This window comes from Pseudomonas sp. KH_021, from assembly GCF_057838865.1.
Genome location: NZ_CM174477.1, coordinates 6,100,706 through 6,127,116 on the forward strand (window position 1 = coordinate 6,100,706; position 26,411 = coordinate 6,127,116).

General features: G+C 60.6%; 21 protein-coding genes. 10 read left to right on the forward strand and 11 right to left on the reverse strand.

Translation table 11 applies throughout. The annotated features are described in order from the left end of the window. Positions 1–140 precede the first annotated feature (140 nt). Positions 141–1,637, forward strand: a complete 1,497-nt coding sequence (locus AC3IX4_RS28125) for a YifB family Mg chelatase-like AAA ATPase (RefSeq protein WP_489258557.1) — start codon at positions 141–143, stop codon at positions 1,635–1,637. Between the two features lie 113 nt (positions 1,638–1,750). Further along, complete coding sequence (locus AC3IX4_RS28130) at positions 1,751–3,184, forward strand: mechanosensitive ion channel domain-containing protein (RefSeq protein ID WP_489258558.1); 1,434 nt, start codon at positions 1,751–1,753, stop codon at positions 3,182–3,184. On the opposite strand, the gene amaA is transcribed toward AC3IX4_RS28130, so the two are convergent. Both amaA and amaB read right to left on the reverse strand, forming a co-directional pair. After that, the gene (amaA, locus tag AC3IX4_RS28135) at positions 3,181–4,467 is read right to left on the reverse strand and encodes an L-pipecolate oxidase (RefSeq protein ID WP_489258559.1); all 1,287 of its coding nucleotides are present in this window, start codon (positions 4,465–4,467) and stop codon (positions 3,181–3,183) included. The genes AC3IX4_RS28130 and amaA overlap by 4 nt on opposite strands. 166 nt (positions 4,468–4,633) lie before the next feature. Beyond that, complete coding sequence (amaB, locus tag AC3IX4_RS28140) at positions 4,634–6,124, reverse strand: L-piperidine-6-carboxylate dehydrogenase (RefSeq protein WP_489258560.1); 1,491 nt, start codon at positions 6,122–6,124, stop codon at positions 4,634–4,636. Positions 6,125–6,264: 140 nt separating this feature from the next. Between amaB and AC3IX4_RS28145 the strand changes: the two genes are divergently transcribed. After that, positions 6,265–7,173, forward strand: a complete 909-nt coding sequence (locus tag AC3IX4_RS28145; protein ID WP_489258561.1) for a LysR family transcriptional regulator — start codon at positions 6,265–6,267, stop codon at positions 7,171–7,173. 78 nt (positions 7,174–7,251) lie between these two features. Beyond that, the gene (gene hglS / locus AC3IX4_RS28150; RefSeq protein ID WP_489258562.1) at positions 7,252–8,658 is read left to right on the forward strand and encodes a 2-oxoadipate dioxygenase/decarboxylase HglS; all 1,407 of its coding nucleotides are present in this window, start codon (positions 7,252–7,254) and stop codon (positions 8,656–8,658) included. A gap of 414 nt (positions 8,659–9,072) precedes the next feature. Here hglS and AC3IX4_RS28155 read toward each other — a convergent pair whose 3' ends face one another. Further along, complete coding sequence (locus AC3IX4_RS28155; RefSeq protein ID WP_489258563.1) at positions 9,073–9,993, reverse strand: LysR substrate-binding domain-containing protein; 921 nt, start codon at positions 9,991–9,993, stop codon at positions 9,073–9,075. 153 nt (positions 9,994–10,146) lie between these two features. On the opposite strand from AC3IX4_RS28155, the gene AC3IX4_RS28160 reads away from it, so the two are divergent. Continuing rightward, the gene (locus tag AC3IX4_RS28160; protein WP_489258564.1) at positions 10,147–11,535 is read left to right on the forward strand and encodes a NorM family multidrug efflux MATE transporter; all 1,389 of its coding nucleotides are present in this window, start codon (positions 10,147–10,149) and stop codon (positions 11,533–11,535) included. Between the two features lie 135 nt (positions 11,536–11,670). On the opposite strand, the gene AC3IX4_RS28165 is transcribed toward AC3IX4_RS28160, so the two are convergent. Further along, positions 11,671–13,341, reverse strand: a complete 1,671-nt coding sequence (locus AC3IX4_RS28165; protein WP_489258565.1) for a putative bifunctional diguanylate cyclase/phosphodiesterase — start codon at positions 13,339–13,341, stop codon at positions 11,671–11,673. 201 nt (positions 13,342–13,542) lie between these two features. Between AC3IX4_RS28165 and rep the strand changes: the two genes are divergently transcribed. From rep to AC3IX4_RS28180, 3 genes are all read left to right on the forward strand, one after another. After that, the gene (gene rep, locus AC3IX4_RS28170; protein ID WP_489258566.1) at positions 13,543–15,552 is read left to right on the forward strand and encodes a DNA helicase Rep; all 2,010 of its coding nucleotides are present in this window, start codon (positions 13,543–13,545) and stop codon (positions 15,550–15,552) included. Positions 15,553–15,612: 60 nt separating this feature from the next. After that, positions 15,613–16,185, forward strand: coding sequence for a xanthine phosphoribosyltransferase (locus tag AC3IX4_RS28175; protein WP_489258567.1), 573 nt, complete (start codon positions 15,613–15,615; stop codon positions 16,183–16,185). 166 nt (positions 16,186–16,351) lie between these two features. Further along, the gene (locus AC3IX4_RS28180) at positions 16,352–17,455 is read left to right on the forward strand and encodes an IS110 family RNA-guided transposase (protein WP_489261185.1); all 1,104 of its coding nucleotides are present in this window, start codon (positions 16,352–16,354) and stop codon (positions 17,453–17,455) included. 401 nt (positions 17,456–17,856) lie between these two features. Here the strand turns inward: AC3IX4_RS28180 and AC3IX4_RS28185 are convergent, their stop codons facing one another. From AC3IX4_RS28185 to dadA, 6 genes are all read right to left on the reverse strand, one after another. Next, positions 17,857–19,776: an acetyl-CoA hydrolase/transferase C-terminal domain-containing protein gene (locus AC3IX4_RS28185; protein WP_489258568.1), complete on the reverse strand. Its 1,920-nt coding sequence runs from the start codon at positions 19,774–19,776 to the stop codon at positions 17,857–17,859. A gap of 144 nt (positions 19,777–19,920) precedes the next feature. After that, positions 19,921–20,346 carry a c-type cytochrome gene (locus AC3IX4_RS28190; RefSeq protein WP_489258569.1) on the reverse strand — a complete coding sequence of 142 codons (426 nt, stop codon included), beginning with the start codon at positions 20,344–20,346 and terminating at the stop codon, positions 19,921–19,923. A gap of 146 nt (positions 20,347–20,492) precedes the next feature. Then, positions 20,493–21,041 carry a cupin domain-containing protein gene (locus tag AC3IX4_RS28195; RefSeq protein ID WP_489258570.1) on the reverse strand — a complete coding sequence of 183 codons (549 nt, stop codon included), beginning with the start codon at positions 21,039–21,041 and terminating at the stop codon, positions 20,493–20,495. A gap of 105 nt (positions 21,042–21,146) precedes the next feature. Next, positions 21,147–22,220, reverse strand: coding sequence for an alanine racemase (gene alr / locus AC3IX4_RS28200; RefSeq protein WP_489258571.1), 1,074 nt, complete (start codon positions 22,218–22,220; stop codon positions 21,147–21,149). Positions 22,221–22,312: 92 nt separating this feature from the next. Beyond that, a complete protein-coding gene (locus AC3IX4_RS28205) occupies positions 22,313–22,666 on the reverse strand; it encodes a RidA family protein (protein ID WP_489258572.1) in 354 nt (117 codons plus the stop codon). Further along, entirely contained in the window at positions 22,638–23,939 is a 1,302-nt protein-coding gene (gene dadA / locus AC3IX4_RS28210; RefSeq protein WP_489258573.1) for a D-amino acid dehydrogenase, read from the reverse strand. The genes AC3IX4_RS28205 and dadA overlap by 29 nt, the downstream gene beginning before the upstream one ends. A 155-nt stretch (positions 23,940–24,094) precedes the next feature. On the opposite strand from dadA, the gene dadR reads away from it, so the two are divergent. Further along, positions 24,095–24,583, forward strand: coding sequence for a transcriptional regulator DadR (dadR, locus tag AC3IX4_RS28215; RefSeq protein WP_489258574.1), 489 nt, complete (start codon positions 24,095–24,097; stop codon positions 24,581–24,583). Positions 24,584–24,586: 3 nt separating this feature from the next. Here the strand turns inward: dadR and AC3IX4_RS28220 are convergent, their stop codons facing one another. Then, on the reverse strand, positions 24,587–24,940 hold the full coding sequence (locus tag AC3IX4_RS28220) for a YkgJ family cysteine cluster protein (RefSeq protein ID WP_489258575.1): 354 nt from the start codon (positions 24,938–24,940) through the stop codon (positions 24,587–24,589). A 130-nt stretch (positions 24,941–25,070) separates the two neighbouring features. Here AC3IX4_RS28220 and AC3IX4_RS28225 point away from each other — a divergent pair, with 130 nt between their 5' ends. Further along, the gene (locus AC3IX4_RS28225; protein WP_489258576.1) at positions 25,071–26,366 is read left to right on the forward strand and encodes an NAD(P)/FAD-dependent oxidoreductase; all 1,296 of its coding nucleotides are present in this window, start codon (positions 25,071–25,073) and stop codon (positions 26,364–26,366) included. Positions 26,367–26,411 lie beyond the last annotated feature (45 nt).

Here is a 26,411-nt window from a genome sequence, read left to right on the forward strand (position 1 = left end):
ATCGCGACCAAGGTCGGCTCCTACATTAGGTAATTGCCGGCCCGAAACAAGCAGTCGCACATACCCCCTCCCTCATCTTCACATCCGCTCTATCGTTACCCAGCCGCAGGAAGCGGCTCACGGTCACTCATGGAGCGAACATGTCCCTTGCCATCGTCCACAGCCGCGCCCAGGTTGGCGTGGGGGCCCCGGCGGTCACCGTCGAAGCGCATTTGGCCAACGGCCTGCCTTCGCTGACGCTGGTCGGCTTGCCCGAGACCACGGTCAAGGAGAGCAAGGACCGGGTCCGCAGCGCCATTCTCAACTCCCGGCTTGAGTTTCCCGCCCGGCGTATCACCCTCAATCTGGCCCCGGCTGATTTGCCCAAGGACGGCGGTCGTTTCGATCTGGCCATTGCCTTGGGCATTCTTGCCGCCAATGGGCAAATGCCGATAGCGGCGCTGAATGATGTGGAATGCCTGGGCGAACTGGCGCTTTCCGGGGCGCTCAGGCCCGTACAAGGTGTGCTGCCCGCTGCACTGGCCGCACGCGAAGCCGGCCGCAGCCTGATCGTGCCGAAAGCCAATGCCGAGGAAGCATGCCTGGCCTCTGGCCTGAAAGTGTATGCGGTGGATCACTTGCTGGAGCTGGTCGCGCATTTCAATGCTCAACCTGAGCTCAGCCCTTACAAGGCCAACGGTCTGCTGCTGATCAGCAAGCCTTACCCTGACTTGAGCGAGGTCCAGGGCCAACTGGCCGCCAAACGCGCCTTGCTGGTGGCAGCGGCGGGCGCCCATAACTTGCTGTTCAGCGGCCCACCCGGTACTGGCAAGACTTTGCTCGCCAGCCGCCTGCCCGGCCTGCTGCCACCACTGGATGAATATGAAGCGCTGGAAGTAGCAGCGATTCATTCAGTGGCCAGCCACGTGCCGCTCGACAGCTGGCCACAGCGTCCCTTTCGCCATCCTCACCATTCGGCATCCGGCGCGGCGCTTGTCGGCGGTGGCAGCCGACCACAACCGGGTGAAATCACCCTGGCTCATCATGGCGTACTGTTTCTGGATGAGCTTCCCGAATTTGATCGCAAGGTACTGGAGGTACTGCGCGAACCCCTCGAATCCGGCGAGATCGTGATTGCCAGGGCGCGGGACAAGGTTCGCTTTCCCGCCCGCTTCCAATTGGTAGCCGCGATGAACCCCTGCCCTTGCGGCTATCTGGGCGATTCCACCGGCCGTTGTCGTTGCGGCAGCGACCAGATCCAACGTTATCGCAACAAACTCTCCGGCCCCCTGCTCGACCGCATTGATCTGCACCTGACCGTCGCCCGTGAGGCCACAGCCCTTAGCCCGCCTCGCGCAGCCGAAGAAACCAGTGCCGATGCGGCAGCGCTGGTCGCCCAAGCACGCTGCACACAGCTCCAGCGCCAAGGCTGCGCCAATGCCTTTCTCGACTTACCCGGCCTGCGCACCCATTGCCGGCTTGACCCAGAAGATGAGAAGTGGCTGGAAACAGCCTGTGAACGGCTGACCCTTTCACTGCGTTCAGCCCACCGGTTGTTGAAGGTCGCGCGCACCCTGGCCGACCTTGAGCATTGTGAATCCATAGCGCGGGGGCATCTGGCCGAAGCATTGCAATACCGCCCTAACAGCCCGCAATAGGCCGTCCGAAACGCTATTCTCCAATGAATACAAGGCCTTCGTGGCCTTACAAACAACCCGTATTACATATATACGTGGTACGTACCACAGTACTAAATCGATACGGAGACTGCATGCTCACCCTTATTCAAGACCATCCTCTGGCGATTGGTGCGGGCCTGCTGGCTCTGGATTTGTTGATCTGGCGCGCTTTAACGGACAGCCAGAAACCGCTGCGGATTTTTACCCGCCTACTCGCCTTCCTGCTGTTCAGCTGGGTATTGATCAGCGCAGGCATGAGCCCGCTGCAACCGGCGCCTTGGGTCGAAGATGTATCGCGCAACTTGCTAGCGACGGTGCTGGAGATTTTCTGGTGGCTGTTTGCGGCGCGAACACTGACGGTGGTGCTGGGACTGATGCTGATTTCCCGTGCCGGGCACACTGGGCGGCTGCTTCAGGATGTGATGGGCGCGGTGATTTTCCTGATCGCCATCGTGGCCGCCGCAGCCTATGTGATGCAGCTGCCGGTAAAGGGTTTGCTGGCGACTTCCGGGGCGATGGCGATCATCGTCGGCCTGGCACTGCAGAGCACTTTGAGCGACGTGTTTTCCGGGATTGTGCTGAACACCACCAAGCCCTATCAAATCGATGACGTTATCTCCATCGATGGCACCGAGGGCAAGGTGACCGATATCGATTGGCGCGCCACCCGCCTCTTGACCAACAACGGCAGCATGGCCGTTATCCCCAACTCGGTGGCCGCCAAGGCCAAGATCCTCAATTTCAGTCGGCCGAGCAATATCCACGGCGTATCGATCAGCGTGGTAGTGCCGTCCCAGGTCCGACCGCGCAAGGTACTCGATGCGCTGGAAAAAACCTTGCAGGGCACCAGCGCCCTGCTGTCTGTGCCCGCCCCCAGGGCCAGTATCAAATCCACGTCACTTGAATCCACCGAGTATGAGGCCACCGGTTTCGTCGCCAGCATGGATCAGAAAGGCAGCGTGCGTAATCACCTGTTTGACCTCGCCCACCGGCACCTGGAAGCCAGTGGCGTGGCCTGGAGTGCCGACCTTGCGGCTCGCCCCTGGACCCGTCAGCGCGGCCTTCTGGAAGACGTAAAAATCTTTCGCTCCCTCAGCAACGAGGAAAAGGATCAGCTCGCCCAGAACATGACGCCCATCGAGTACCCGGCCAACCAGGTCATTCTCGGCGTCGGTGAGTCCGCCGAATACCTGCTGGTGATTGGTACTGGCGTGGTGTCCGCTTCGATTCAAAAGGGTACTGAATTAGTGGAAGCCGGGCGCATGGGCCCTGGGGAGATTCTCGGCTCCGAAAATTTTGTCGAAGGCGAAACGTCGAGCGCCGAATTCAAAACGCTAACCAGTTGCGTGCTGTTCCGTGTCGACAAAGAAGTCGTGCGCAGTTGCCTTGAGAGCCGCGGTGAGGTCAAGAATGCACTGACCAAACTGCATCGTTTCCGCCAACAGGCCAGCCAGTCGCTGCTGCTGCAAAAACCGGCAGCCATCAAGAAAGCAGGCTTTCTCGACTGGCTGCACCGCAAGGTTTAAAGCACGACGCGCAGGCACTGCCCAGCGTGATACAACGAAAACCCGGTCTCGTAGAAGCCGGTACGCAGCGAAGCGACTGACACAGGCTTCATCGGCGAGAACGGAATCGGCAAATCATCGGGCTTGTCTTCGATCAGATAGCGCGCAAAGGCTTTGCCTATGACGGTACCGGTGGTGTTGCCACGGCCGTTGTAGCCGGTGACCGCAACGATGCCCGGAGCCGGTTCGAACAGGCGCATCAAATGGTCCGGCGTGAAGTCGATGCAACCTGTCCAGTGCATCTCCCAGTCGATCTTGCCCAACTGTGGAAAATAGTGGTGCTGGATTCGGTCTGCCCAGCTGCGGATAAACCAGGCCGGCTTGTTATCCACCCGCCCAAGACTACCCAGCAACAGGCGGCCCTCATCATCACGGCGAATGCTACTCAGCACCGTGCGGGTATCCCATGAGCCCTGGCCATGCTTGAGCACGTTGTCGGCCGCAGCACCGCTCAGGGGCTTGGAAGCGACCTGATAGTAATAGCCACGGAAGTAGTTACGCTGCAGATCAGTCCAGTCGCCTTCGGTATAAGCACCCGTCGAGATCACCACCTTATCGGCCAGCACGGCACCTTGGGCGGTGACGACCTGCCAGCCTGCACCCTGTCGCTGCAATCCGGTCACGGCGGACTGCTGATAGATCCTGCCGCCCAGACGGATAACAGCAGCCGCCAGGCCTTGGGTGTAGGCCATGGGGTTGATGGTGCCGGCGCGGCGATCAAGCAGCGCAGCGGAGATTTTGTCGGTACCGCAATACTCCTGGCAGCGGGCACCGGTCAGCAGTTCTACATCGGCGCCGCGACGGCTCCATTGCGACTGGCGGGCCTCGAGGTCAGCCACGCCACTGGCGTTGTGCGCCATGTGCAAAGTGCCCTGGTTGTGTGCCTGGCAGTCGATGCCCAGGCGCTCAATCATGGCGAAGACTTCTGCCGGGGCTTCACCCAGCAGCTTGTTCAAGCGACTGCCCTGAGCCTGACCCAAGGTTGCCTCGACATCGTCGGGGCGAATCCAGGTGCCGGCGTTGACCAGCCCGACGTTACGACCCGAACCGCCATGACCCAGCTTCCAGGCTTCCAGCAATACGACGCTTTTGCCCTGCTCGAGCAAATGAATCGCAGTGGACAGGCCGGTGATACCACCACCGATCACACACACGTCAGCCTTTTGCGCTGACGTGAGGACCTCCACGTTTGCCTGGGGTGGCGTTACGTGTTCCCACAGACACTCTCGACGCAATTCAGTCATGGCAGGCGTTACTCCATCAAATCACTCTGTCCTTTCGGGACGACACACCGCCCTGTAGGAGCAGACCTTGGTCGCGATGGGGGCAACACAGTCCTCAATGATCGCGGAGCCCCCATCGCGACCAAGGGCTAGGCGCCCCCGTCGCTCCTACAAGCAAATCAGATCATCAATCGAAAACGATGCCCTGGGCCAGTGGCAGCTCGCGAGAATAGTTCACGGTGTTGGTCTGACGACGCATGTAAGCCTTCCAGGAATCAGACCCGGACTCACGACCACCGCCCGTTTCTTTTTCACCCCCGAACGCCCCCCCAATTTCAGCGCCACTGGTGCCGATGTTGACGTTGGCAATGCCGCAGTCACTGCCAGCCGCGCTCTGGAAGCGCTCGGCTTCACGCAGGTCGGTGGTGAAAATGCACGATGACAGGCCTTGTGGCACTTCGTTGTTCAGGCGCAGGGCTTCTTCGAAATCGTCATAGGCCAGCACGTAGAGGATCGGCGCGAAGGTTTCGTGACGCACCACTTCCGACTGCGCAGGCATCTCGACGATGGCCGGGGTCACGTAGTAGGCGTTGGGGTACTGGTCTTGCAACTGGCGCTCGCCGCCGAAGACGTTGCCACCTTCATCACGGGCGTGAGCCAGGGCATTTTGCATGGCGTCGAAGGAGTGTTTGTCGATCAGCGGGCCGACCAGATTGTCCTGGCGTGGGTCGCCGATACGCACCTTGGCGTAGGCAGCCTTGACCCGGGCAACCACTTCATCCTTGACCGAGCGATGAGCAATCAGGCGGCGCAAGGTGGTGCAACGCTGGCCGGCGGTGCCGACGGCGCTGAACAAAATGCCGCGCACGGCCAAGTCCAGGTCGGCACTCGGGGCCAGGATCATGGCGTTGTTGCCGCCCAGTTCCAGGATAGTGCGACCAAAGCGAGCGGCAACACGCGGGCCAACTTCACGCCCCATGCGGGTACTGCCGGTGGCGCTGATCAGGGCAACGCGAGGGTCATCGACCAAGGCTTCGCCGGCATCGCGATCACCGATGATCAGTTGGCTCAAGCCCGCCGGAGCATCAGCGAATTTGGCCAAGGCTTTTTCGAACAGCGCCTGGCAAGCCAGTGCGGTGAGCGGGGTCTTTTCCGAAGGTTTCCACAGCACGGCGTTACCGCACACCAGCGCCAGGGTGGTGTTCCACGCCCAGACAGCCACCGGGAAGTTGAAGGCGCTGATCACGCCGACCAAACCCAGCGGGTGCCAGGTTTCACGCATGTGGTGGCCAGGGCGCTCGGAGGCGATGGTCAGGCCGTACAGCTGGCGCGACAAGCCGACGGCGAAGTCGCAGATGTCGATCATTTCCTGCACTTCGCCCAGGCCTTCCTGAGTGATTTTGCCCGCTTCAATGGAGACCAGTTCGCCCAGCTCAGCCTTGTACTCACGCAGCACTTCACCGAACAGGCGAATCAGCTCGCCACGGCGCGGCGCCGGTACGTTACGCCAGGCCTGGAAGGCTTTGTCGGCCGCTTCGATCTTGGCCAGCACCTGGCCCTTGCCTTCGAGGGTGACGGAGGCAATGGCACTGCCATCGATTGGGGTATGAACGGGATGGTTACCGCCGGTGAATGCATTTGCCGAGACACCGAGTTTTTTAAGCAGTCCATCAACCATTTTCTTCTCCTGCAGCCGATCAGTGATTGAAATTAGGGTGTGGATCAGTATTAATCCGATGACTACCCGGCAACAAACGACCTTTATTCAGCACATCATTCCTTAGCGTAATGATTTGCCCTGCAAAACCGAGCCCCGACATGTCCAAACGTCTAGCGCCATCAATGGCCGCTCTGCAATGTTTCGAAGCCGCCGCCAGACACCTTAGCTTCACTCGCGCCGCCGAGGAACTACACCTGACACAAAGCGCCGTCAGCAAACAGGTGGCCACGCTCGAAGAGATGCTGCGCCATCATCTGTTCTTGCGCATTCGTCGGCGCCTGCAACTGACGCCCGCCGGATCCCTGTACCTGGCCGAAGTGAACAAGATCCTGACCCAGATCGACATCTCCAGCCGCTACATCATGTCCTACGGTCAGGAAACCGAAGTACTCAAGGTGGCCACCCAGCCCAGCTTTGGCGTGCGCTGGCTGATTCCGCACCTGAAGGGGTTCGGCAAGCGCCACCCCAATATTCACCTGGACATCTGCAACGAGATGGAGCCCTTTGCCTTGCTGCAGGCCAAGGCCGACGTGGTGTTTTTTTTCGGCCAGGGCACCTGGCCTGGCGCCACCTGTATCGAGCTGTTCGGCGAGGAAATGATTCCAGTCTGCGCTCCCGACCTGCTGCGCGAACATACGATCACGAGCGCCAATGATTTGGGCGCGCAAGTGCTGCTGCAAAGCACTTCGCGCCCCGAAGCCTGGCATGAGTGGTTTCTGGAACAGGGCCTGCACTCCGAGCAGAGCTACCACGGCCCTCGCTTCGACACCTTCTACATGTGCCTGAGTGCCGCCCAGTCCGGTTGCGGTATCGCGCTGGTGCCACGCTATCTGGTGGAGCAGGAACTGGCCGAAGGTAAGTTGGTGGTGCCCTGGGATTACGCCATGCGCAGCAGCGGCGCGTATTTCGTGGCATTTTCAGAACATGCCGCCGAGGTGCCCAAGGTTCGCAGCCTGGTTCGCTGGATTACCGAGCAAGCGGGCAAAGGTTCAGAATTTACGGAATGACTGTCTGATTTTTTTTCGCTTGCACGGGTAGGGCATTCCTCGCTTTCATAAAGATACCCACTCGCCAGGAGTTTCTAGATGCCCACCCAAGCGTTCGTCAGCCCGGACAACATTCGTGCCCAGTTTTCCTCGGCCATGTCCGCCATGTACAAGCAGGAAGTGCCGCTTTACGGCCAACTGCTGGATCTGGTTGATGAGGTCAATCAGCAAGCCATGGACCAACATCCGCAGCTTGCCGAATCCCTGCACTTGACCGGCGAAATCCAGCGGCTGGATCAAGAGCGCCATGGCGCGATTCGAGTGGGTACCGCTGAAGAACTGGCCACTATCGGTCGCCTGTTTGCCGTAATGGGCATGCAGCCTGTGGGCTACTACGATCTTTCCTGTGCAGGCGTGCCGGTGCACTCGACGGCCTTTCGCGCGGTTCACGAGCAATCGTTGCAGGTCAGTCCGTTTCGCGTGTTTACCTCCCTACTGCGCCTGGAACTGATCGAGTCACCGGCCCTGCGTGAGCTGGCGGCGTCCATTCTGGCCAAGCGGCAGATCTTCACCCCGCGGGCCGTGGCCCTGATCGAGCAATTCGAGCGTGATGGTGGCCTGAACGCCACAGATGCCAACGACTTTGTCGAACAGGCGTTGGAAACGTTCCGCTGGCACCGCCAGGCCACCGTGACGGCGGAGCAATATCAACAACTGCACGATCAGCACCGCTTGATTGCCGATGTGGTCGCCTTCAAAGGCCCGCACATCAACCACCTGACACCGCGCGTACTGGACATCGACGCCGCTCAAATTGGCATGCCGAAAAAAGGCATTCCGCCCAAAGCTGTGATCGAAGGCCCACCCCCGCGCCGCGTGCCGATCCTGCTGCGTCAGACCAGCTTCAAGGCCCTGCAGGAAGAGGTCGCCTTTACCGACAGTGGCAACCAGGCCGAGGGTCGCCATACCGCTCGCTTTGGCGAAATTGAACAGCGCGGCGCAGCGCTGACACCCAAGGGCCGTGCACTGTATGACCGCCTGTTGGAGGCTGCTCGCGAGGCACTGGGCGGCGTACCTGCCGAAAGCAATGCCGAGCATTACATGAAACTACTGGGCGAGACGTTCAGCGAGTTCGCCGACGACGCCGACCAGATGCGCCAACAGGGCCTGGCTTATTTCCGCTACTTCGTCACCGAGCAAGGCCTGGCTGCGCGCAATGTGGCGGGGCGCCCCACCACGCTTGAGGCGCTTATCGACGCTGGGCATATTCGCTTTGAAGTGCTGGTGTACGAGGACTTCCTGCCGGTCAGTGCAGCGGGCATCTTCCAGTCGAACCTGGGCGATGACGTGCAGAGCCACTATGGCAGCAATGCCAACCAGCTAGCCTTCGAGCAGGCACTGGGCACGCCTGTGCTGGATGAGTTGAAGCTGTATGCCGAAACCGAGCAGCGCTCGTTGCAGGCTTGTGCGCAGCAGCTGGGGTTGGATCGTCTCGCATCGGTGTGAGGCCATTCGCGGTGTCGAGGCTTTCAGGCGCTTGTCTTGGGTTTTGCGCTGTTGCGTAGATCGAGCGCCGCCCGCGCGGCGCATTCGCCGGCTAAAGCCGGCTCCCACATTTGTTGCAACGTGCCATGGCCTGTGAGATTGGAGTTGCCAGCCACGCGCGCGCCCCCGAAACCACAAAGACCCAAAGCCGAACCACCAAGGGCTAACAACGCCGATCCCGCAGGAAATGGCGCGTTGCAACCAATGTGGGAGCCGGCTTTAGCCGGCGATGCGCCGCGCGGGCGGCGCTCGATCTCAAGAGCAAAGGAAAAACCAAGGCAGGCACCTTGTGGGGCTCATGCGATCTGTTGACAGGCACCCTACGGGTTCACCCTGAGAATGGCTGAAAGCCCCACCACCGCGAAGCCCTTGATCTCAGCGCAACATCTGCACCGCCGGCAACTGCATATTCGCCGCCTCCCCCTGCAAAAAATCGCTCAACCGCCGCATGCGCTCACCGCCAGGCCGTGCCTTGGGCCAGACCAGGTAGTAATTCAACCCGCTGGCCACCGCCGTTGGCCATGGCAAACTCAAACGACCTTGGGCCACGTCCTCGGCAACCATCAGTAAATCACCCATCGACACGCCATACCCCCGCGCCGCCGCAATCATGCCCAGCTCAAGGGTGTCGAACACCTGCCCACCCTTGATCGACACCCGCTCGGACAGCCCCATGCGCTCCAGCCAACTACGCCAGTCACGGCGATCCGGGGTCGGGTGCAGCAGTTCAGCGCTGGCCAGCCGATCGACATCCCAGGCCGGGCCATCCAACAAGTTCGGCGCCCCCACCGGGATCAGCCACTCGGGAAACAGCAGCGTCGCCTCCCAGTCCACGGGAAAGCTGCCATCGCCCAGCAACACTGCACAATCGAAAGGCTCGTGATGAAAGTCGACGTTGTCCACATCCATCCAGGCGCTGGTCAGTTGCACCTCGTTGCCGGCCTGCAAATGTCGGTAGCGGCTCAGTCGTGCCAACAGCCAGCGCATGGTCAGGGTCGAGGGGGCTTTCATGCGCACGATGTCGTCTTCGTGGCGCAAGGTATTGCACGCACGCTCCAGCGCGGAGAAACCCTCGCGAACTCCCGGCAACAGCAGCCGTGCGGCGTCGCTGAGTTGCAAGTGCCGACCGCTGCGCAGGAATAGTCGGCAACCAAAATGCTCTTCCAAGGTTCGGATATGCCGGCTCACCGCACTTTGAGTAATAGACAGTTCTTCACCCGCTCGAGTGAATGACGTATGCCGCGCAGCCGCTTCAAAGGCTCTCAAGGCATAGAGTGGCGGGAGATTACGGGACATTACGAAATTTCCTTCATTGCAAAATGAATACGCTTTCGCGCTGGCCAAGGATGAGTATTACTCATGGGATGAATCGTTTTTATCCTTTTGTGCATTGCTTGGTAAAGGCCGAAAATAAGCGGCTAAATTCTTCCTTCACTTGAGCGCGACCCCATGCAACCTGCCGTACGTACCGAACTCTGGGCCCTTTTACGGCTGGCAGGGCCGCTAATCGCCTCGCAGCTAGCCCACATGCTGATGGTGCTGACCGACACCCTGATGATGGCTCGCATCAGCCCCCAGGCATTGGCAGGCGGCGGCCTGGGTGCGGCCAGCTACTCATTCGTGTCGATCTTCTGTATTGGCGTCATCGCGGCGGTGGGCACTTTGGTGGCGATTCGTCATGGCGCCAATGACAAGGCCGGCGCCACACGCCTGACCCAGGCTGGATTGTGGCTGGCCTGGATGATGGCAGTTGCCGGGGCGCTGCTGTTGTGGAACCTGTCCCCAATCCTGCTGGGCCTCGGCCAAACACCCGAAAACGTTGCGGCGGCCAGCCAATTCCTGTTGCTATTGCCGCTCGCCCTGCCCGGCTACTTGAGCTTCATGGCATTGCGCGGCTTTACCAGCGCGCTGGGCCGCGCTAAACCGGTCATGGTGATCAGCCTGGGCGCGACGGTGGCGAACTTCCTGCTTAACTATGCCCTGATCGAAGGGATGTTCGGCTTGCCTAAACTCGGGCTGGTGGGGATCGGCCTGGTCACGGCGATTGTCGCCAACTGCATGGCGCTGTTGCTGGCCTGGTATATCCGTCGCCAAGCCGCCTACGACGCCTATCCGATCCGCAAGGGGCTGTCGCGCCCGAATATCCCCGCATTGCGCGAGCTATGGCGGCTGGGCTTGCCGATTGGCGGCACCTACGCCGTGGAAGTCGGGTTGTTTGCCTTTGCTGCGTTGTGCATGGGCACCATGGGCAGCACCGAACTGGCATCGCACCAGATCGCCCTGCAAATCGTTTCGGTCGCCTTCATGGTGCCCATGGGGCTTTCCTATGCGGTCACCATGCGCATAGGCGCCCATTACGGCGCCGGTCAATTGCTGGCAGCCCGTCAGACCGGGCGAATCGGCATCGGTTTTGGCGCAGTCGTGATGATGGGTTTCGCCGTGTTGTTCTGGGTTGCGTCCGACGGGTTGGTGGGCTTGTTCCTGGACCACAACGACCCAGCCTTTGCCGATGTCATCCGTTTGGCGGTGAGCCTACTGGCGGTAGCGGCCTGGTTCGAGCTGTTCGATGGCGTGCAAACCATCGCCATGGGCGCGATTCGCGGCCTGAAGGATGCCAAGACGACCTTTCTGGTGGGGCTGGGCTGCTACTGGCTGATCGGTGCGCCAGCTGCGTGGTTGCTCGCGTTCACGCTGGAGTTGGGGCCGGTCGGTGTCTGGTGGGGGCTGGCGTTGGGGCTGGCCTGCTCGGCGGTCAGCCTGACATTGGCGTTTGAATGGCGGATGGGGCGGATGTTGGGGCGCGCACAGGCAGCGCCGCTTGAGGGTGCCGTGCTTTGACTGAAAAACCGCGTCATCTTCATCGCAGGCAAGCCTAGCTCCTACACGGTCGGTAGGAGCCCAGCTTGCTGGCGATGGGATCACCGCGGTGCATCAGGTAAACCGCGGTGATGCCATCGCGACCAAGGTCTGCTCCTACAGGGCCACCGGCGTTATCTGTTGGGCGGCGCCCAGCATCAGGTAATCCACCAGTTGCTCCAGCGCCAAAGGCTTGCTGATCCAGTAGCCCTGGATCTGATCGCAGCCGAAACTGCGCAGCAGCTCAAGCTGCTCAGGCGTTTCCACGCCCTCGGCCACCACTTCGAGGTTGAGGTTGTGCGCCAGGTTGATCATGGCATGCACCAGTTTGCGGTTTTCTTCGCGCTGTTCCATCCCTGCAACAAAGCTCTTGTCCACCTTGAGCAAGGTGATTGGCAAGCTGTTCAGGTGTACGAAAGACGAAAACCCGGTGCCGAAGTCATCCAGTGAGAAGCGCACACCCAGCCGCCCCAGGGCGTCCATGGTCTGCTGCACCAGATCGTTGCGACGCATCACGGCGGTTTCTGTCAGTTCGAACTCCAGCCAGCGCGCATCCACGCCGTGCTCGATGATCAAGCGGCTCAAGGTTGACAGCAATTGGCTGTCCTGGAACTGGCGGAACGAGAGGTTGACGGCCATGTGCAGCGGCCCCAGCCCCTGTTCGCGCAGGGCCTGCATGTCGCGCAGGGCGCGGGAAATCACCCAGTAGCCCAGCGGCACGATCAGGCCACTCTGCTCTGCCAGTGGCACAAACTCGCTCGGTGGCAGCAAGCCCCGCTCGGCGTGACGCCAACGCACCAGCGCTTCCAGGCCGACGATACGCCCGCTGGCCAAGTCCATGCGCGGCTGGTAGTGCAACTCGAGTTCGTCGCGGCGCAGGGCCCGGCGCAATTCGCTTTCCAGATCGGCCAGGCTGCGTGCATTGCGGTTGATCCGCTCATCGAACACATGGAAGGTGCAACCCTGAATGCTCTTGGCTTGTTGCATGGCGATGTGGGCGTGCCACATCAGCGGATCGGCACCGTTTTCAGCACGGGCATAGGCCACACCCAGGCTGCAGCCAATCAGCAGGCTTTCGCCGTCAATCCAATAGGGTTCAGCCATCACTTCGGTAATGCGCTCGGCCAGGTGCTCGGCGCGCTGAGCATCCCGACGCGTGTCGATCAACAAGGCAAACTCATCGCTGCCCAGCCGGGCAAGCTGATCGCCCGCCTCCAGCAGGCTCTTGAGCCGCGCCACCACTTGCAAGATCAACCGGTCACCCGCCTGGTGGCCCAGCGCATCGTTGGCGTGACGGAAGTTGTCCAGGTCCAGATGACCCAACGCCAATCCACGGCCCTGGTGCTCGGCCAGCCGGGCCGTGAGCAGGGTTTGAAAACCCTGCCGGTTGGCGATCCCAGTCAGAGGATCCTGCTCGGCCAGGCGCTGCAAGGTATTTTCCAGCACGCCTCGTTCACGCACATGGCGCAGGCTGCGACGGAGGGTGTCGGCGCTCAGCTGCGTGCGTACCCACCAGTCGCTGGCGCCCGGGGGCCGCTCCAGCGGTTCGTGCTCGAGCAACAAAACCACCGGTAGTTCACAACGCCCCGGCGCAGGCTGTTGCGAAGGCGTGGCCAGCACCACTGCATTGCGATCCTTGGCGAACAGGCTGTCCACCGCCTCCCAGGACGGGGCACTGAGCAGCTCGGCCGTACCCGCCAGCGGTACCAGGCACTCACGCAATGCCACCGCCCACTCTGGCGTTTCGGCCAGGAGCAACAGACGCAAGGGTTCGACAGACGTAGACAAGCTTGCTCCTTAAGACGTGTTTACAGTCGCTGGTGGTGGCCCGGGTGCCGGTCATCGACGGGGCGAGCCCTGCATCCTGCGCGAAAGTATCAAAACCGGCAAATTTAGATACAGGCGCAACACACGGTCAGACGGTCGCGGCAGAATCCTGCGAGCCTGTTAAAATGCCCGGCCATTTTCCCAGGCGACCCCTTTTTCGTCATGTCCCGACTCAATCCCCGGCAACAAGAAGCCGTGAACTACGTCGGCGGCCCTCTTTTGGTGCTCGCCGGTGCTGGCTCCGGCAAGACAAGCGTCATCACTCGCAAGATTGCCCACTTGATCCAGAACTGCGGGGTCCGCGCCCAGTACATCGTCGCCATGACGTTTACCAACAAGGCCGCGCGGGAAATGAAAGAACGGGTCGGCTCCCTGCTGCGCGGTGGCGAAGGTCGGGGCCTGACGGTGTCGACTTTCCACAACCTGGGCCTGAACATCATCCGCAAGGAGCACGTGCGGCTGGGCTACAAGCCGGGCTTCTCGATCTTTGACGAGACCGACGTCAAAGCCCTGATGACCGACATCATGCAAAAGGAATACTCGGGCGACGACGGTGTCGACGAGATCAAAAACATGATCGGCTCGTGGAAAAACGACCTGGTGCTGCCAGCGCAGGCCCTGGAAAACGCCCGTAACCCCAAGGAACAGACTGCCGCCATCGTCTACACCCACTACCAGCGCACGCTCAAGGCGTTCAACGCGGTGGACTTCGACGACCTGATCCTATTGCCGGTCAAGCTGTTCCAGGAACACGCCGACATTCTGGAAAAATGGCAAAACCGCGTGCGCTACCTGCTGGTGGACGAATACCAGGACACCAACGCCAGCCAATACCTGCTGGTGAAACTGCTGATCGGCACGCGCAACCAGTTCACCGTGGTAGGCGATGACGACCAATCGATCTATGCCTGGCGCGGTGCGCGGCCGGAAAACCTGATGCTGCTCAAGGACGACTACCCGTCCTTGAAAGTGGTGATGCTGGAGCAGAACTACCGCTCCACCAGCCGCATCCTGCGCTGCGCCAACGTGCTGATTTCCAACAACCCGCACGCCTTCGAAAAGCAGCTGTGGAGTGAAATGGGCCACGGCGACGAGATCCGCGTGATCCGCTGCCGCAACGAAGACGCCGAAGCCGAGCGGGTGGCGATAGAAATCCTCACCCTGCACCTGCGCACCGATCGCCCCTACAGCGACTTTGCCATTCTCTATCGTGGCAACTACCAGGCCAAGCTGATCGAGCTGAAGCTGCAGCATCACCAAGTGCCCTACCGCTTGTCGGGCGGCAACAGCTTCTTCGGCCGCCAGGAAGTGAAGGACCTGATGGCCTACTTCCGCCTGCTGGTGAACCCGGATGACGACAACGCTTTCTTGCGGGTGATCAACGTGCCGCGCCGCGAAATCGGCTCGACCACTCTGGAGAAGCTGGGCAACTACGCCACCGAGCGCAAGGTCTCGATGTACGCCGCCACCGACGAGCTGGGCCTGGGTGAGCATCTGGACAGCCGCTTCACCGACCGCCTGCAGCGTTTCAAGCGCTGGATGGATGGCGTGCGTCAGCAAGTGGCACAGAACGACCCCATCGCCGCCCTGCGCAGCATGGTCATGGACATCGATTACGAGAACTGGATTCGCCAGAACAGTTCCAGCGACAAGGCCGCCGATTACCGCATGGGTAACGTCTGGTTCTTGATCGAAGCGCTGAAGAACACCCTGGAAAAAGACGAAGATGGCAATATGACCATCGAAGAGGCCATCGGCAAGCTGGTGCTGCGCGACATGCTCGAGCGCCAGCAGGAAGAGGAAGACGGTGCCGAAGGTGTGCAGATGATGACCCTGCATGCCTCCAAGGGGCTGGAGTTTCCCTACGTGTTCATCATGGGCATGGAAGAGGAAATCCTCCCGCACCGCTCCAGCATCGAGGCCGACACCATCGAAGAGGAACGCCGCCTGGCCTACGTGGGCATTACCCGCGCTCGCCAGACGCTGGCGTTCACCTTCGCCGCCAAGCGCAAGCAGTATGGCGAGATCATCGAGTGCACGCCCAGTCGCTTCCTCGATGAACTGCCGCCGGACGACCTGGCCTGGGAAGGCAACGACGATACCCCAACAGAAGTCAAAGCCGCCCGCGGCAACAACGCATTGGCCGATATCCGCGCCATGCTCAAACGTTAATCAATCCGGCCCCGCCCTTTGCGCCGGGGCCCTTTAGCAAGAGTTCGAGGAAAAAACGCCGTGGAAGCACTGCACAAGAAGATTCGCGAAGAAGGCATCGTGCTTTCCGATCAGGTATTGAAGGTCGATGCGTTTCTCAACCATCAGATCGATCCAGCACTGATGGATGCCATCGGCAACGAGTTCGCGCGATTGTTCGCCGATTCGGGCATCACCAAGATCGTGACCATCGAAGCCTCAGGTATCGCGCCTGCGATCATGACCGGTTTGAAACTGGGTGTACCGGTGATTTTCGCCCGCAAGCACCAGTCGCTGACCCTGACTGAAAACCTGCTGACCGCGTCGGTGTATTCCTTCACCAAGCAGGTCGAAAACACGATTGCCGTGTCGCCACGTCACCTGAACAGCAGCGACCGCGTGCTGGTCATAGATGACTTCCTGGCCAATGGCAAAGCCTCCCAGGCGCTGATTTCGATCATCAAACAGGCCGGCGCCAGCGTTGCCGGGCTGGGCATCGTGATCGAAAAATCGTTCCAGGGCGGCCGCGCCGAGCTGGACGCCCAAGGCTATCGCGTTGAATCGCTGGCACGGGTCAAGTCGTTGGCTGGTGGTGTCGTGACCTTTATCGAGTGAACGCGCCGCCGTTTGCCTGATGTATTTGCGGGGCGTTCATCGCGGTGGTCCGGCATTCCGGTAAACCCGATTCCTATACGGGTCTGTACATGGACTCGCCCCAACCGAGGCGTCTATGCGCCACGGTGGCATCTATAAAGAAGCCAACGACAGCGAGGGCGAGCCCATGAAAAAGCATACGACCAACAATCACTCTTTGTCTTCAGCCGACCTAGCAACCTGTTCGACCGTCTCGGTAGATCTTGCCAAGAGGGTCTTCCAGGTGGCCGGGGAAAACGCCCTGGGCCAAGTGGTGTACGAGGACCGAATCAAATCGCGCGAAGCCTTCCAGGCGTTTCTTCGCCAACTGCCCATGAGCGTCATGGTGCTGATGGAAACAGGCCCAGGCGCTCAGGCATGGGCGCGGTTGCTGCAGGCCCAAGGCAACCCGGTGCGGATCCTGCCTGCGCAGCATGTGGCCGATCATCGCAGCGGGCCGAAGAATGATCGCAACGATGCACATGCGATCTTGCGGGCGGGTCGAGATAGTCGGATTGTCTCAGTGCCGGTCAAAAGTGCCGCGGCGCTGGCCATGCAGGCACTGCATCGCGCCCGCCAGGGCTATGTGCGGCGGCGCACGGCCATGGGTAATCAGATGCGTGGCTTGCTGCTCGAGCATGGCGTGGCCTTGGCGCAAGGTGAGGCGGCGATCAGCCGGGTGGTGCCGCGGATACTCGAGGATGCCACCCAGCCGCTGCCGGATCTGCTGCGCGAGCTGATTGCTGAGCTGCTCGGCGAATGGAGCCAGTTGGGCGAGCGCGTCAGCGTGTTGACCGGCCGACTGGAAACGGCCGCACAGCAGGATGAGACGGCGAAAAGGTTGATGACGGTGCGTGGCATCGGTCCGATCATCGCCACCGCGCTGCTGGCCAAGCAGGTCGAGCCTGAGCGCTTCGCCAACGCACGCCAGTTTGCCGCCTACTTTGGTTTGGTGCCCACTCAGCACAGCAGCGGACAGAAAATCCGGCTGGGCAAGATGAGCAAGCAGGGCGACGCCTACCTACGCAGCCTGGCGATCCAGGGCGCGCATGCGGTCTTGAGACAGGTGCGGCCTGATTCGGAACAACCCGATGACCGGCGCTTGCTGCGCTGGCTGTGTCGCTTGGGTCGCAAGGAAACGGCCGTCCGATTGGCCAACCGTACCCTACGCATCGTCTGGGTATTACTGAAAACCGAGCAGACCTATCGTCGCCACATGGGCAATGTCCAGGAGGCGACGATGAGTCACTGATCCACAGAGTTCTGCCACCGGGGCGTTAAAGCGCTCCAACCCTTGCTAAAGAACATTGACCCCAGGTCAGACCGTCGCGGATTGATGCCTGTGCTCCTACTGGCCCTTGAGGCCTTAACGTAATTGGCATACCGCGAGCTTATTGAATGTTGGCCAGAAGCCGATCAGGCTTCCTCGAGTAGGCCTTATACATAGATGCAGCCGGGTAGCAGTGTTCAAAAGCGGGTTGATAGTGGGGGCGAGTCCATACATAGGAGCCGGGTTTACCCGCGATGAAGACGACGCGGTCTGCCTGATACACGGCAGTGTAGCCATTGCTGTAGGAGCAGAGCTTGCTCGCGATGGCATCGCTGCGGTCATTCTGAAAATCGCGGCGATGCCATCGCGACTAAAGTCTGCTCCTACAGGGTTGCCTGCAACCCTGCCAACAGCAACCGCTGGTACAGATCCTCCCGTAGCCCCTGCGGATCGTCTAGCCGCATACGCTTCAGATGCTCGGCAAATGCCTCAGGCGCCGGCGCGTCCAGTGCCGCCTTGCCCAGCTCGAAAATTTCACTGAGCTTGAATTTGCTCTTGAGCCAGTTCAGCGCCCGCAACAGGTCTCGCTCCTGGTCGGAGAAGTCGCTACCCAGCGGATATTCGGGAAACAGTCGTGCATGACGGCCGGCAATCGCCTGCAGGCGCTCTGGCGTGTTATCGGTAAACCGCGGATCAAGCCTGAAATCCTTGGGCAATTTGCCGGCCTTCTGCGCCTGCTCGATCAGTTCCGGTTGGAACCGCGAATCACTGATATTGAGCATCGCCTCAATCACTTTGGCGTCGGTCTGGCCGCGCAGGTCGGCGATGCCGTATTCGGTCACCACGATATCGCGCAAGTGCCGGGGAATGGTGCAATGTCCATATTCCCAGACCAGGTTTGAAGTCACCTCCCCGCCCGACTCACGCCAACTGCGCAGCAGCAAAATCGAGCGAGCTCCCTCCAGCGCATGCCCCTGCACCACAAAGTTGTACTGCCCGCCCACACCGCTGAGCACCCGGCCATCTTCCAGCTGATCAGATACCGCGGCGCCCAGCAGGGTGGCGCAAAACGTTGTGTTGATAAACCGCGCATCCCGCCGCTGCAGACGCTTGAGCGACTCCTGCCCATACAGCTCGTTGATGAAACTGATCGCCGTCATATTGAACCGCGCCAGGGACTCTGGCGGCAGCTCACGCAGACGCTGGTAGAACGCGCGCGGGCCGAGGAAAAAACCGCCATGCACCAGCACACCGTCCGTTTGCGCCGCTTCATCCAGGGTGCCGGCATTGGCCGCCCGCTGGCGGGCTTCATCGGGGTACACCCGGCGGCGCACAATCCCGGCTTCGACCAGCGCCAACAAGCCGTTGACGAACATTTCGCTGCAGCCGTACAGGCCCTGGGCGAAGGGCTCCAGGCCGCCCTCACGGGCTATCAGCGTACTCCAGGGCAGCACATTCAATTCATTGAGCACCGCGCGGTAGCCATCGTTGTCGGCTTGGCGCGCCATCAGCGCGGCGGTCAGTGCATCGCCCATGGCGCCGATGCCAATCTGCAAGGTGCCGCCATCTCGCACCAGCGTACTGGCATGCAAACCAATGAAATGGTCCTGAAAGCCCACCGGCATATTGGGGGTGGAGAACAAGGTGCGATGCTCGGACTCATCGAGCAGGATGTCGAAGTCGGCGCTGTCCAGCTCCGAGTCGCCGGGCATATAGGGCAAGTCCGAGTGGACCTGGCCCAGCAGCAGAATGGCTTCGCCCTGGGCTCGGCGCTTGGCGAGCATTGGTAGCAAGTCCAGGGTAATGTCCGGGTTGCAACTCAAGCTGAAGCGATCGGCACGCCCAGGGGCTTGCGCCACCAGCTGCGCTACCAGGTTGAGGCCCTTGGCATTGATATCGCGGGCGGCGTGGCTGTAGTTGCTGCTGACATAGTCTTGCTGGGCACACTGGCTATTGAGCAGGCTGCCGGGCTGCATGAAGAACTGCTCGATATGGATGTTGGCCGGCAACTGGTCCCGGTGCAGATCAGCGAGGTAATCGAGCTCCGGGTAGTTACCAAACACCCGTTCCACAAAGGGTTCCAGAAAACGCTCCTGCAGCCCGTCACCGACGGCAGGCCTGCCCAGGCTCAGCGCGGTATAGATCGTCAGGCGGCGATCCGGCAGTGCCTTGACCCTGGCATACAAGGCGTTGACGAATCGGTTGGGTTTGCCCAACCCCAACGGCAGGCCCATGTGGATATGCGCCGGCAAGCGCGCCAGTACTTGATCCACGGCACCTTCGATCGAACAGGTTTTCACCATCTTGCCCTCCTGCAAAAACAACAAAGCCCGCTCACGGCGGGCTTGCTGGCTATTACACGCCCGGTAGGAGCCAGCCTTGTGCGATGGCTACACCGCGGTAATCATTCAGGACCGCGTCGCCTGCATCGCGAGCAAGCTCAGCTCCTACAGACCAGACATTTTCTTGATCGCGCCCTTGAGCTCGTCATCCGAGCAGTCGGCGCAGGTGCCTTTGGGCGGCATGGAGTTGATGCCGGATATGGCCTTGGCAAGAATGCCGTCCAGGCCACCCTGGTGGTCGGCACGCGCTTTCCAGGCCGCCGCATCGCCGATCTTCGGCGCGCCCAACAGGCCGGGACCGTGGCAAGCGTTGCAGTGTTTGGCAATCACTTCGTCCGGGGTCTTGGCACCACCGCCACCACCTGCGCTGGCAGCGACTTCCATCCCTTTGCATTCCTTGCCTTGTACGCAGACCTGACCTACCGGCTCCAGCCGTTTGGCGATCTCATCGTTGGTTGTAGCCTGTGCGCTGACTGCCCAAAGGGCCAATACGACTGCTGGTGCGGCCAGCATATTTTTGATTAGGTTCACGCGTACACCCTCATGGTGGCTGTTCACGCCCGCGGCCACGGAATCGCAGGCGGCGCAAGTATAACGACAACCCTGCCCCACTGAAACAACCCTATAGTCGCAGGGGGCATTCCCCTGCAAAACTGCCCATTGGGGTGCCGTTTTCCCTAGAAATTCGCAGGCGTTGCGGCACTGATCAAGCGCGCCGGCACGTCATAAGGATTACGGAAGCGGTGAGGCTTGGTACTTTCAAAGTAGTAGCTATCGCCAGCTTCGAGTATGAATGTTTCCAGGCCAACCACCAGTTCGAGACGGCCTTCGAGCAGAATCCCGGTCTCTTCACCCTCGTGGGTGAGCATTTCTTCGCCGGTGTCGGCGCCTGGCGGGTAAATTTCATTGAGAAAGGCAATGGCGCGGCTCGGGTGGGCCTTGCCGACCAGTTTCATGGTCACGGCACCATCGGAGATGTCGATCAGCTCATTGGCCTTGTAGACGATCTGAGTCGGGTTCTGGGGTTGCATCTCTTCAGAGAAAAACTCGACCATCGACATGGGAATGCCGCTGAGTACCTTTCTCAGGGAACTGATCGAGGGGCTCACGCTGTTTTTCTCGATCATCGAGATGGTGCTGTTGGTGACGCCCGCACGCTTGGCGAGCTCACGCTGGGAGAGACCCTTGAGTCTTCGAATGGCTTGCAGTCGTTCACCGACGTCCAATGCTGGAGCCTCCTGAGGTGCGCAATAGGTCGAAATTGAACGTTATCATCGCAACAGCGTTCAGTATTTACAACACTTCGACCTACGCCCCACTTCAGCCGGTCGCTATTGACCGGAATAGAGCAGTGGCACCCGACGCAAGTTGCAAAAGATTTGGTACGGGATGGTGCCGGCCTTGATCGCCACATCGCTGGCCAGTACGTTCTTGCCCCACAATTCAACGGTGCTGCCCAGCCCCGCCTGGGGCACGTCGGTCAGGTCGATGCAGAGCATGTCCATGGACACCCGCCCCAGCAGCTGACTGCGTTGGCCGGCAACCAGGACCGGCGTACCGGTAGGCGCCAGGCGTGGATAACCGTCGGCATAGCCCATCGCGACCACGCCAATGCGGGTCGGGCGCTGAGTGACGAACCGGGCGCCATAACCTACCGCTTCACCGGCCGGCAGTTCACGCACGCTGATCACCTTGGATTCCAGCGTCATCACCGGCTGCAGGCGCGAAGCCTCGCGCTGCTGCTCCTCGAACGGCGTCGCGCCATACAGCATGATGCCGGGGCGCACCCAATCGCTGGGGATATTCGGCCAGCCCAGCACGGCCGGCGAATTGCGCAGGCTGACCTCGGCAGTCAGGCCCTCGCGAGCAGCCTGGAACACCGCCACCTGATCATTGCTGCTAGTGCAATCGAGTTCATCTGCCCGAGCAAAGTGGCTCATCAAAACGATCTTGGCGACCTTGCCGCTGGCCAGCAAACGCTGGTAAGCGACCTGATAATCCTTGGGATGCAAGCCCACCCGGTGCATGCCCGAATCCAGCTTCAGCCACACCGTCAGCGGCTTGCGCAGGCTGGCCTGCTCAATGGCCTCAAGCTGCCACAACGAATGCACCACACACCACAAGTCTTGCTCGACAATCAGCGCCAACTCAGAGGCTTCGAAAAAGCCTTCAAGCAACAACACTGGCGCCTTGATGCCTGCAGCGCGCAACTCCAGCGCCTCTTCGATACAGGCCACGGCAAAGCCGTCCGCCTCGGGTTCCAGCGCCTGGGCACATTGAACTGCACCGTGCCCATAGGCATCGGCCTTGATCACGGCCAGGGCTTTGGCATTGGAGAGTTCACGGGCAAGGCGATAATTGTGACGCAGCGCTTCAAGATCGATCAGGGCACGGGCAGGACGCATGTCGGTAGTCTTCTCGGCGGGCTGTTTGAGTAAAAACCCGGCGCCAAGCTGCAGCGTGTGGGCCGCAAGCGGCGCCGGGAGAGGGATATCAATTACGGTAGAGCAGCAACAATCGACACCTCGACCAGGATTTCCGGCCTGCACAGCTTGGCTTCAACAGTGGCCCGAGCCGGCGCAACGCCTTTAGGCAACCATTGGTCCCAGACTGCATTCATGCCCTGGAAATGAGCGTCGATATCTTTCAGGTAAATGGTGGCCGACAACACACGAGTCTTGTCGGTGCCTGCCACTTCCAGCAAACGCTCGATATTGGCGAGCGTTTCGTGGGTTTGCTGCTCGACACCCGCGCTCATGTCATTGCCCACCTGGCCTGACAGGTAGACGGTGGTGCCGTGAACGACGACCTGGCTCATTCGGTCATTGGTGAGCTGGCGCTGGATTGCCATGTTTTTCAGTCTCCTGACTTTTACCGTAGCGAGAAATATCGAGGCCTTCAGCGCTGATCTGCGGCTTGCGCCGTGCCATCAGGTCAGCCAGCAAACGGCCTGAGCCGCACGCCATGGTCCAGCCGAGGGTGCCGTGACCGGTGTTCAAGAACAAATTACTAAAGGGTGTGGCGCCGACGATAGGCGTGCCATCCGGCGTGGTTGGGCGCAAGCCGGTCCAGAAACTGGCCTGGCTCAGATCGCCGCCCTGAGGATAAAGATCGTTGACGATCATCTCCAGCGTTTCGCGCCGATGCGGGTTGAGCGACAGGTCAAAACCGGCGATCTCCGCCATGCCGCCGACACGAATGCGGTTGTCGAAGCGCGTGATCGCAACCTTGTAGGTTTCATCCAGAATGGTCGAAGTCGGGGCCATGGCCGGGTTGGTGATCGGCACGGTCAGCGAGTAACCTTTCAGAGGGTAAACCGGCGCCTTGATGCCCAGTGGCTTGAGCAACTGCGGCGAGTAACTGCCCAGCGCCAGTACGTAGCGATCAGCGGTTTCCAGCTTGCCATCGATCCACACGCCATTGACCCGGTCACCGGCAAAATCCAGGCGCTCGATATTCTGGCCGAAGCGGAATTCCACACCCATCTGCACGGCCATTTCGGCAAGCTTGGTGGTAAACATCTGACAGTCGCCGGTCTGGTCGTTCGGCAGGCGCAGGGCACCGGCCAGAATGTCGGTGACATTCCCAAGCGCCGGCTCGACGCGAGCGATGCCAGCACGGTCGAGAAGCTCGTAGGGCACACCGGATTGCTCCAGCACGGCGATGTCCTTGGCGGCGTTGTCCACCTGCGCCTGGGTGCGGAACAGTTGGGTCGTGCCCAAGGTCCGGCCTTCATAGGTAATACCGGTTTCAGCGCGCAGTTCATCCAGGCAGTCACGGCTGTATTCGGACAGGCGAACCATGCGCTCTTTGTTTACCGCATAGCGACTGGCGGTGCAGTTGCGCAGCATTTGCGCCATCCACAGGTATTGATCGATGTTGGCGGTGGCCTTGATGGCGAGTGGTGCGTGGCGTTCGAGCAGCCACTTGATCGCTTTGAGCGGTACACCTGGCGCCGCCCATGGCGAGGCATAGCCTGGAGACACTTGGCCGGCGTTGGCAAAGCTGGTTTCCATGGCCACGGCCGGTTGACGGTCGACCACAACGACTTCAAAACCTTGGCGCGCCAGATAATAGGCACTGACGGTTCCGATTACGCCGCTTCCTAGCACCATAACTCGCATGATCTATCCCCCAACGCGGCTAACCGCTGACATTTGTTGTATTTAGCGATGATGGGCGCAGTATAAAAACTCCAGACCAGTGCATTTCACTATATAAAAGCCTATATTTGGCGAGAATTCTCGGCATCAAAGGCTTTTACGGAGCGGCATCCACTATGAGAACCCAGCACCAAAGCAAGCGCGAGCTGGACAAGATCGATCGTAATATCCTGCGGATCCTGCAGGCTGATGGGCGTATTTCGTTCACTGAACTGGGGGAAAAGGTTGGCCTGTCGACCACCCCCTGCACCGAGCGGGTTCGGCGACTGGAGCGCGAAGGCATCATCATGGGCTACTACGCCCGGCTCAATCCGCAGCATCTGAAGGGCAGTTTGCTGGTATTTGTCGAGATCAGCCTGGATTACAAGTCCGGCGACACCTTCGAGGAATTTCGCCGTGCAGTGCTGAAACTGCCGCACGTGCTGGAGTGCCACTTGGTTTCCGGCGACTTCGATTACCTGGTCAAGGCACGGATTTCCGAGATGGCTTCGTATCGCAAGCTGTTGGGCGATATCTTGCTCAAGCTGCCGCACGTGCGCGAATCCAAGAGCTATATCGTCATGGAAGAGGTGAAGGAGAGCTTGAACCTGCCGATTCCAGACTGAGGTTCAGACCAGCACCTGGCGAGTGCTGGCGATAAAGTGATGGACGATCTTTTCCGCCTGCGGGTCGATCATTTCCTCAGGGCCACGGCCGCGCGGGCAAGGCAGGCGCGGCGTGGTGCCGAACAGCCGGCAGATCAAGGGCCGTTCCTCATACACCGTACAGCCCTGGGGCCCCAGGTGCACGCAATCCAATGCGGCTAGCGCAGCTTCCTGCTCGGCAGCGGTTTTTCGCGGCAGCCGGGCCATTTCTTCCGACGACGTCGTCACCGGTCCACAGCAATCGTGGCACCCGGGTACGCACTCGAATGAAGGAATCTGCTCACGCAGAAAGCGGATTTTGTGGCTGTTGCAACTCATGAAAAACGCCGGGCAGTGATCGAAGCCCAAAGTGTGCCGTATGCGCCGCGCCGATAACAGTCGCATTGCCTGCCTGGGGACGTGCGGCTTATGCTGCGTCAAATTTTCCACACATTTCCCAGGATCCTGCATGCCCGTCCACGCCTTGCACACCGCCTCCTATTACGCCGCCAGCAGCGCTCCGCAGCCGGACCATCCGGTGCTGCAAGGTGAGCTGAGCGCCGATGTGTGTGTGGTCGGCGGTGGCTTTTCGGGGCTCAATACGGCTATCGAGCTGGCCGAGCGCGGCCTTTCGGTGGTGTTGCTGGAATCGAACAGGATCGGCTGGGGCGCCAGCGGTCGCAATGGCGGCCAACTGATTCGCGGGGTCGGCCACGGGCTCGATCAGTTTGCGCCTGTCATCGGCACAGACGGCGTGCATCAACTGAAGTTGATGGGGTTGGAAGCGGTAGAAATCGTTCGCCGCCGGGTCCAGAAGCACAACATCGACTGCGACCTGACCTGGGGCTACTGCGACCTGGCGAACAAGCCGGCCGACCTGGCCGGCTTTGTCGAAGACGCTGAAGAGCTGCGTGGCTTGGGCTACCGCCATGAGCTGCGCGTGTTGCAACCCGACCAGATGCATGAGGTCGTGGGCTCAGATCGCTACGTTGGTGGCTTGATCGACATGGGCTCCGGTCACCTGCATCCGCTCAACCTGGCCCTGGGTGAAGCCCGCGTAGCGGCCCAGCTTGGCGTGCGATTGTTCGAGCAGTCGGCCGTCACTCGCATCGATTACGGCACGCAGGTCAAAGTCCATACCGCTCAAGGCTCGGTTCGCGCCAAGACGCTGGTGCTGGCCTGCAATGCCTACCTCAATGGCCTTAACCCCGAACTGAGCGGCAAGGTGCTACCGGCAGGCAGCTACATCATTGCCACCGAGCCTTTGAGCGAAGAACGCGCGCACCAGCTGTTGCCGCAGAACATGGCCGTCTGCGACCAGCGGGTCGCGCTGGATTACTATCGCCTGTCGGCTGACCGACGCCTGCTGTTTGGCGGCGCCTGCCATTACTCCGGGCGTGATCCGGCAGACATCGCCGCCTATATGCGGCCCAAGATGCTCAAGGTATTCCCACAGTTGGCAGACGTGCGCATCGACTACCAGTGGGGCGGCATGATCGGCATCGGTGCCAATCGCCTGCCGCAAATTGGGCGCCTCAACGAGCAACCCAATGTCTACTACGCTCAGGCCTACTCCGGCCATGGCGTGAACGCCACCCACCTGGCCGGCCAGTTGCTGGCGCAAGCCATCGCCGGCCAGCACAGCACCGGCTTTGACCTGTTCGCCCAGGTGCCGCACATCACCTTCCCCGGCGGTAAATACCTGCGCTCCCCGCTGCTGGCACTGGGGATGCTCTGGCATCGGCTCAAGGAACTTGGCAGCTGATGCGGTAACTTTTCTACGCTCGCAATGGTCAATATTTTCGTGCCC

What these genes read in the sequence shown, in the direction of transcription:
- AC3IX4_RS28160 (WP_489258564.1), top strand. Translation starts at nt 10,147, where the DNA reads ATGCAACCTGCCGTACGTACCGAACTCTGGGCCCTTTTACGGCTGGCA.
- AC3IX4_RS28155 (WP_489258563.1), bottom strand. Translation starts at nt 9,993, where the DNA reads ATGTCCCGTAATCTCCCGCCACTCTATGCCTTGAGAGCCTTTGAAGCG.
- AC3IX4_RS28125 (WP_489258557.1), top strand. Translation starts at nt 141, where the DNA reads ATGTCCCTTGCCATCGTCCACAGCCGCGCCCAGGTTGGCGTGGGGGCC.
- AC3IX4_RS28220 (WP_489258575.1), bottom strand. Translation starts at nt 24,940, where the DNA reads ATGAGTTGCAACAGCCACAAAATCCGCTTTCTGCGTGAGCAGATTCCT.
- AC3IX4_RS28145 (WP_489258561.1), top strand. Translation starts at nt 6,265, where the DNA reads ATGTCCAAACGTCTAGCGCCATCAATGGCCGCTCTGCAATGTTTCGAA.
- rep (WP_489258566.1), top strand. Translation starts at nt 13,543, where the DNA reads ATGTCCCGACTCAATCCCCGGCAACAAGAAGCCGTGAACTACGTCGGC.
- AC3IX4_RS28180 (WP_489261185.1), top strand. Translation starts at nt 16,352, where the DNA reads ATGAAAAAGCATACGACCAACAATCACTCTTTGTCTTCAGCCGACCTA.
- AC3IX4_RS28205 (WP_489258572.1), bottom strand. Translation starts at nt 22,666, where the DNA reads ATGGCAATCCAGCGCCAGCTCACCAATGACCGAATGAGCCAGGTCGTC.
- hglS (WP_489258562.1), top strand. Translation starts at nt 7,252, where the DNA reads ATGCCCACCCAAGCGTTCGTCAGCCCGGACAACATTCGTGCCCAGTTT.
- amaB (WP_489258560.1), bottom strand. Translation starts at nt 6,124, where the DNA reads ATGGTTGATGGACTGCTTAAAAAACTCGGTGTCTCGGCAAATGCATTC.
- AC3IX4_RS28185 (WP_489258568.1), bottom strand. Translation starts at nt 19,776, where the DNA reads ATGGTGAAAACCTGTTCGATCGAAGGTGCCGTGGATCAAGTACTGGCG.
- amaA (WP_489258559.1), bottom strand. Translation starts at nt 4,467, where the DNA reads ATGACTGAATTGCGTCGAGAGTGTCTGTGGGAACACGTAACGCCACCC.
- alr (WP_489258571.1), bottom strand. Translation starts at nt 22,220, where the DNA reads ATGCGTCCTGCCCGTGCCCTGATCGATCTTGAAGCGCTGCGTCACAAT.
- AC3IX4_RS28130 (WP_489258558.1), top strand. Translation starts at nt 1,751, where the DNA reads ATGCTCACCCTTATTCAAGACCATCCTCTGGCGATTGGTGCGGGCCTG.
- dadA (WP_489258573.1), bottom strand. Translation starts at nt 23,939, where the DNA reads ATGCGAGTTATGGTGCTAGGAAGCGGCGTAATCGGAACCGTCAGTGCC.
- dadR (WP_489258574.1), top strand. Translation starts at nt 24,095, where the DNA reads ATGAGAACCCAGCACCAAAGCAAGCGCGAGCTGGACAAGATCGATCGT.
- AC3IX4_RS28225 (WP_489258576.1), top strand. Translation starts at nt 25,071, where the DNA reads ATGCCCGTCCACGCCTTGCACACCGCCTCCTATTACGCCGCCAGCAGC.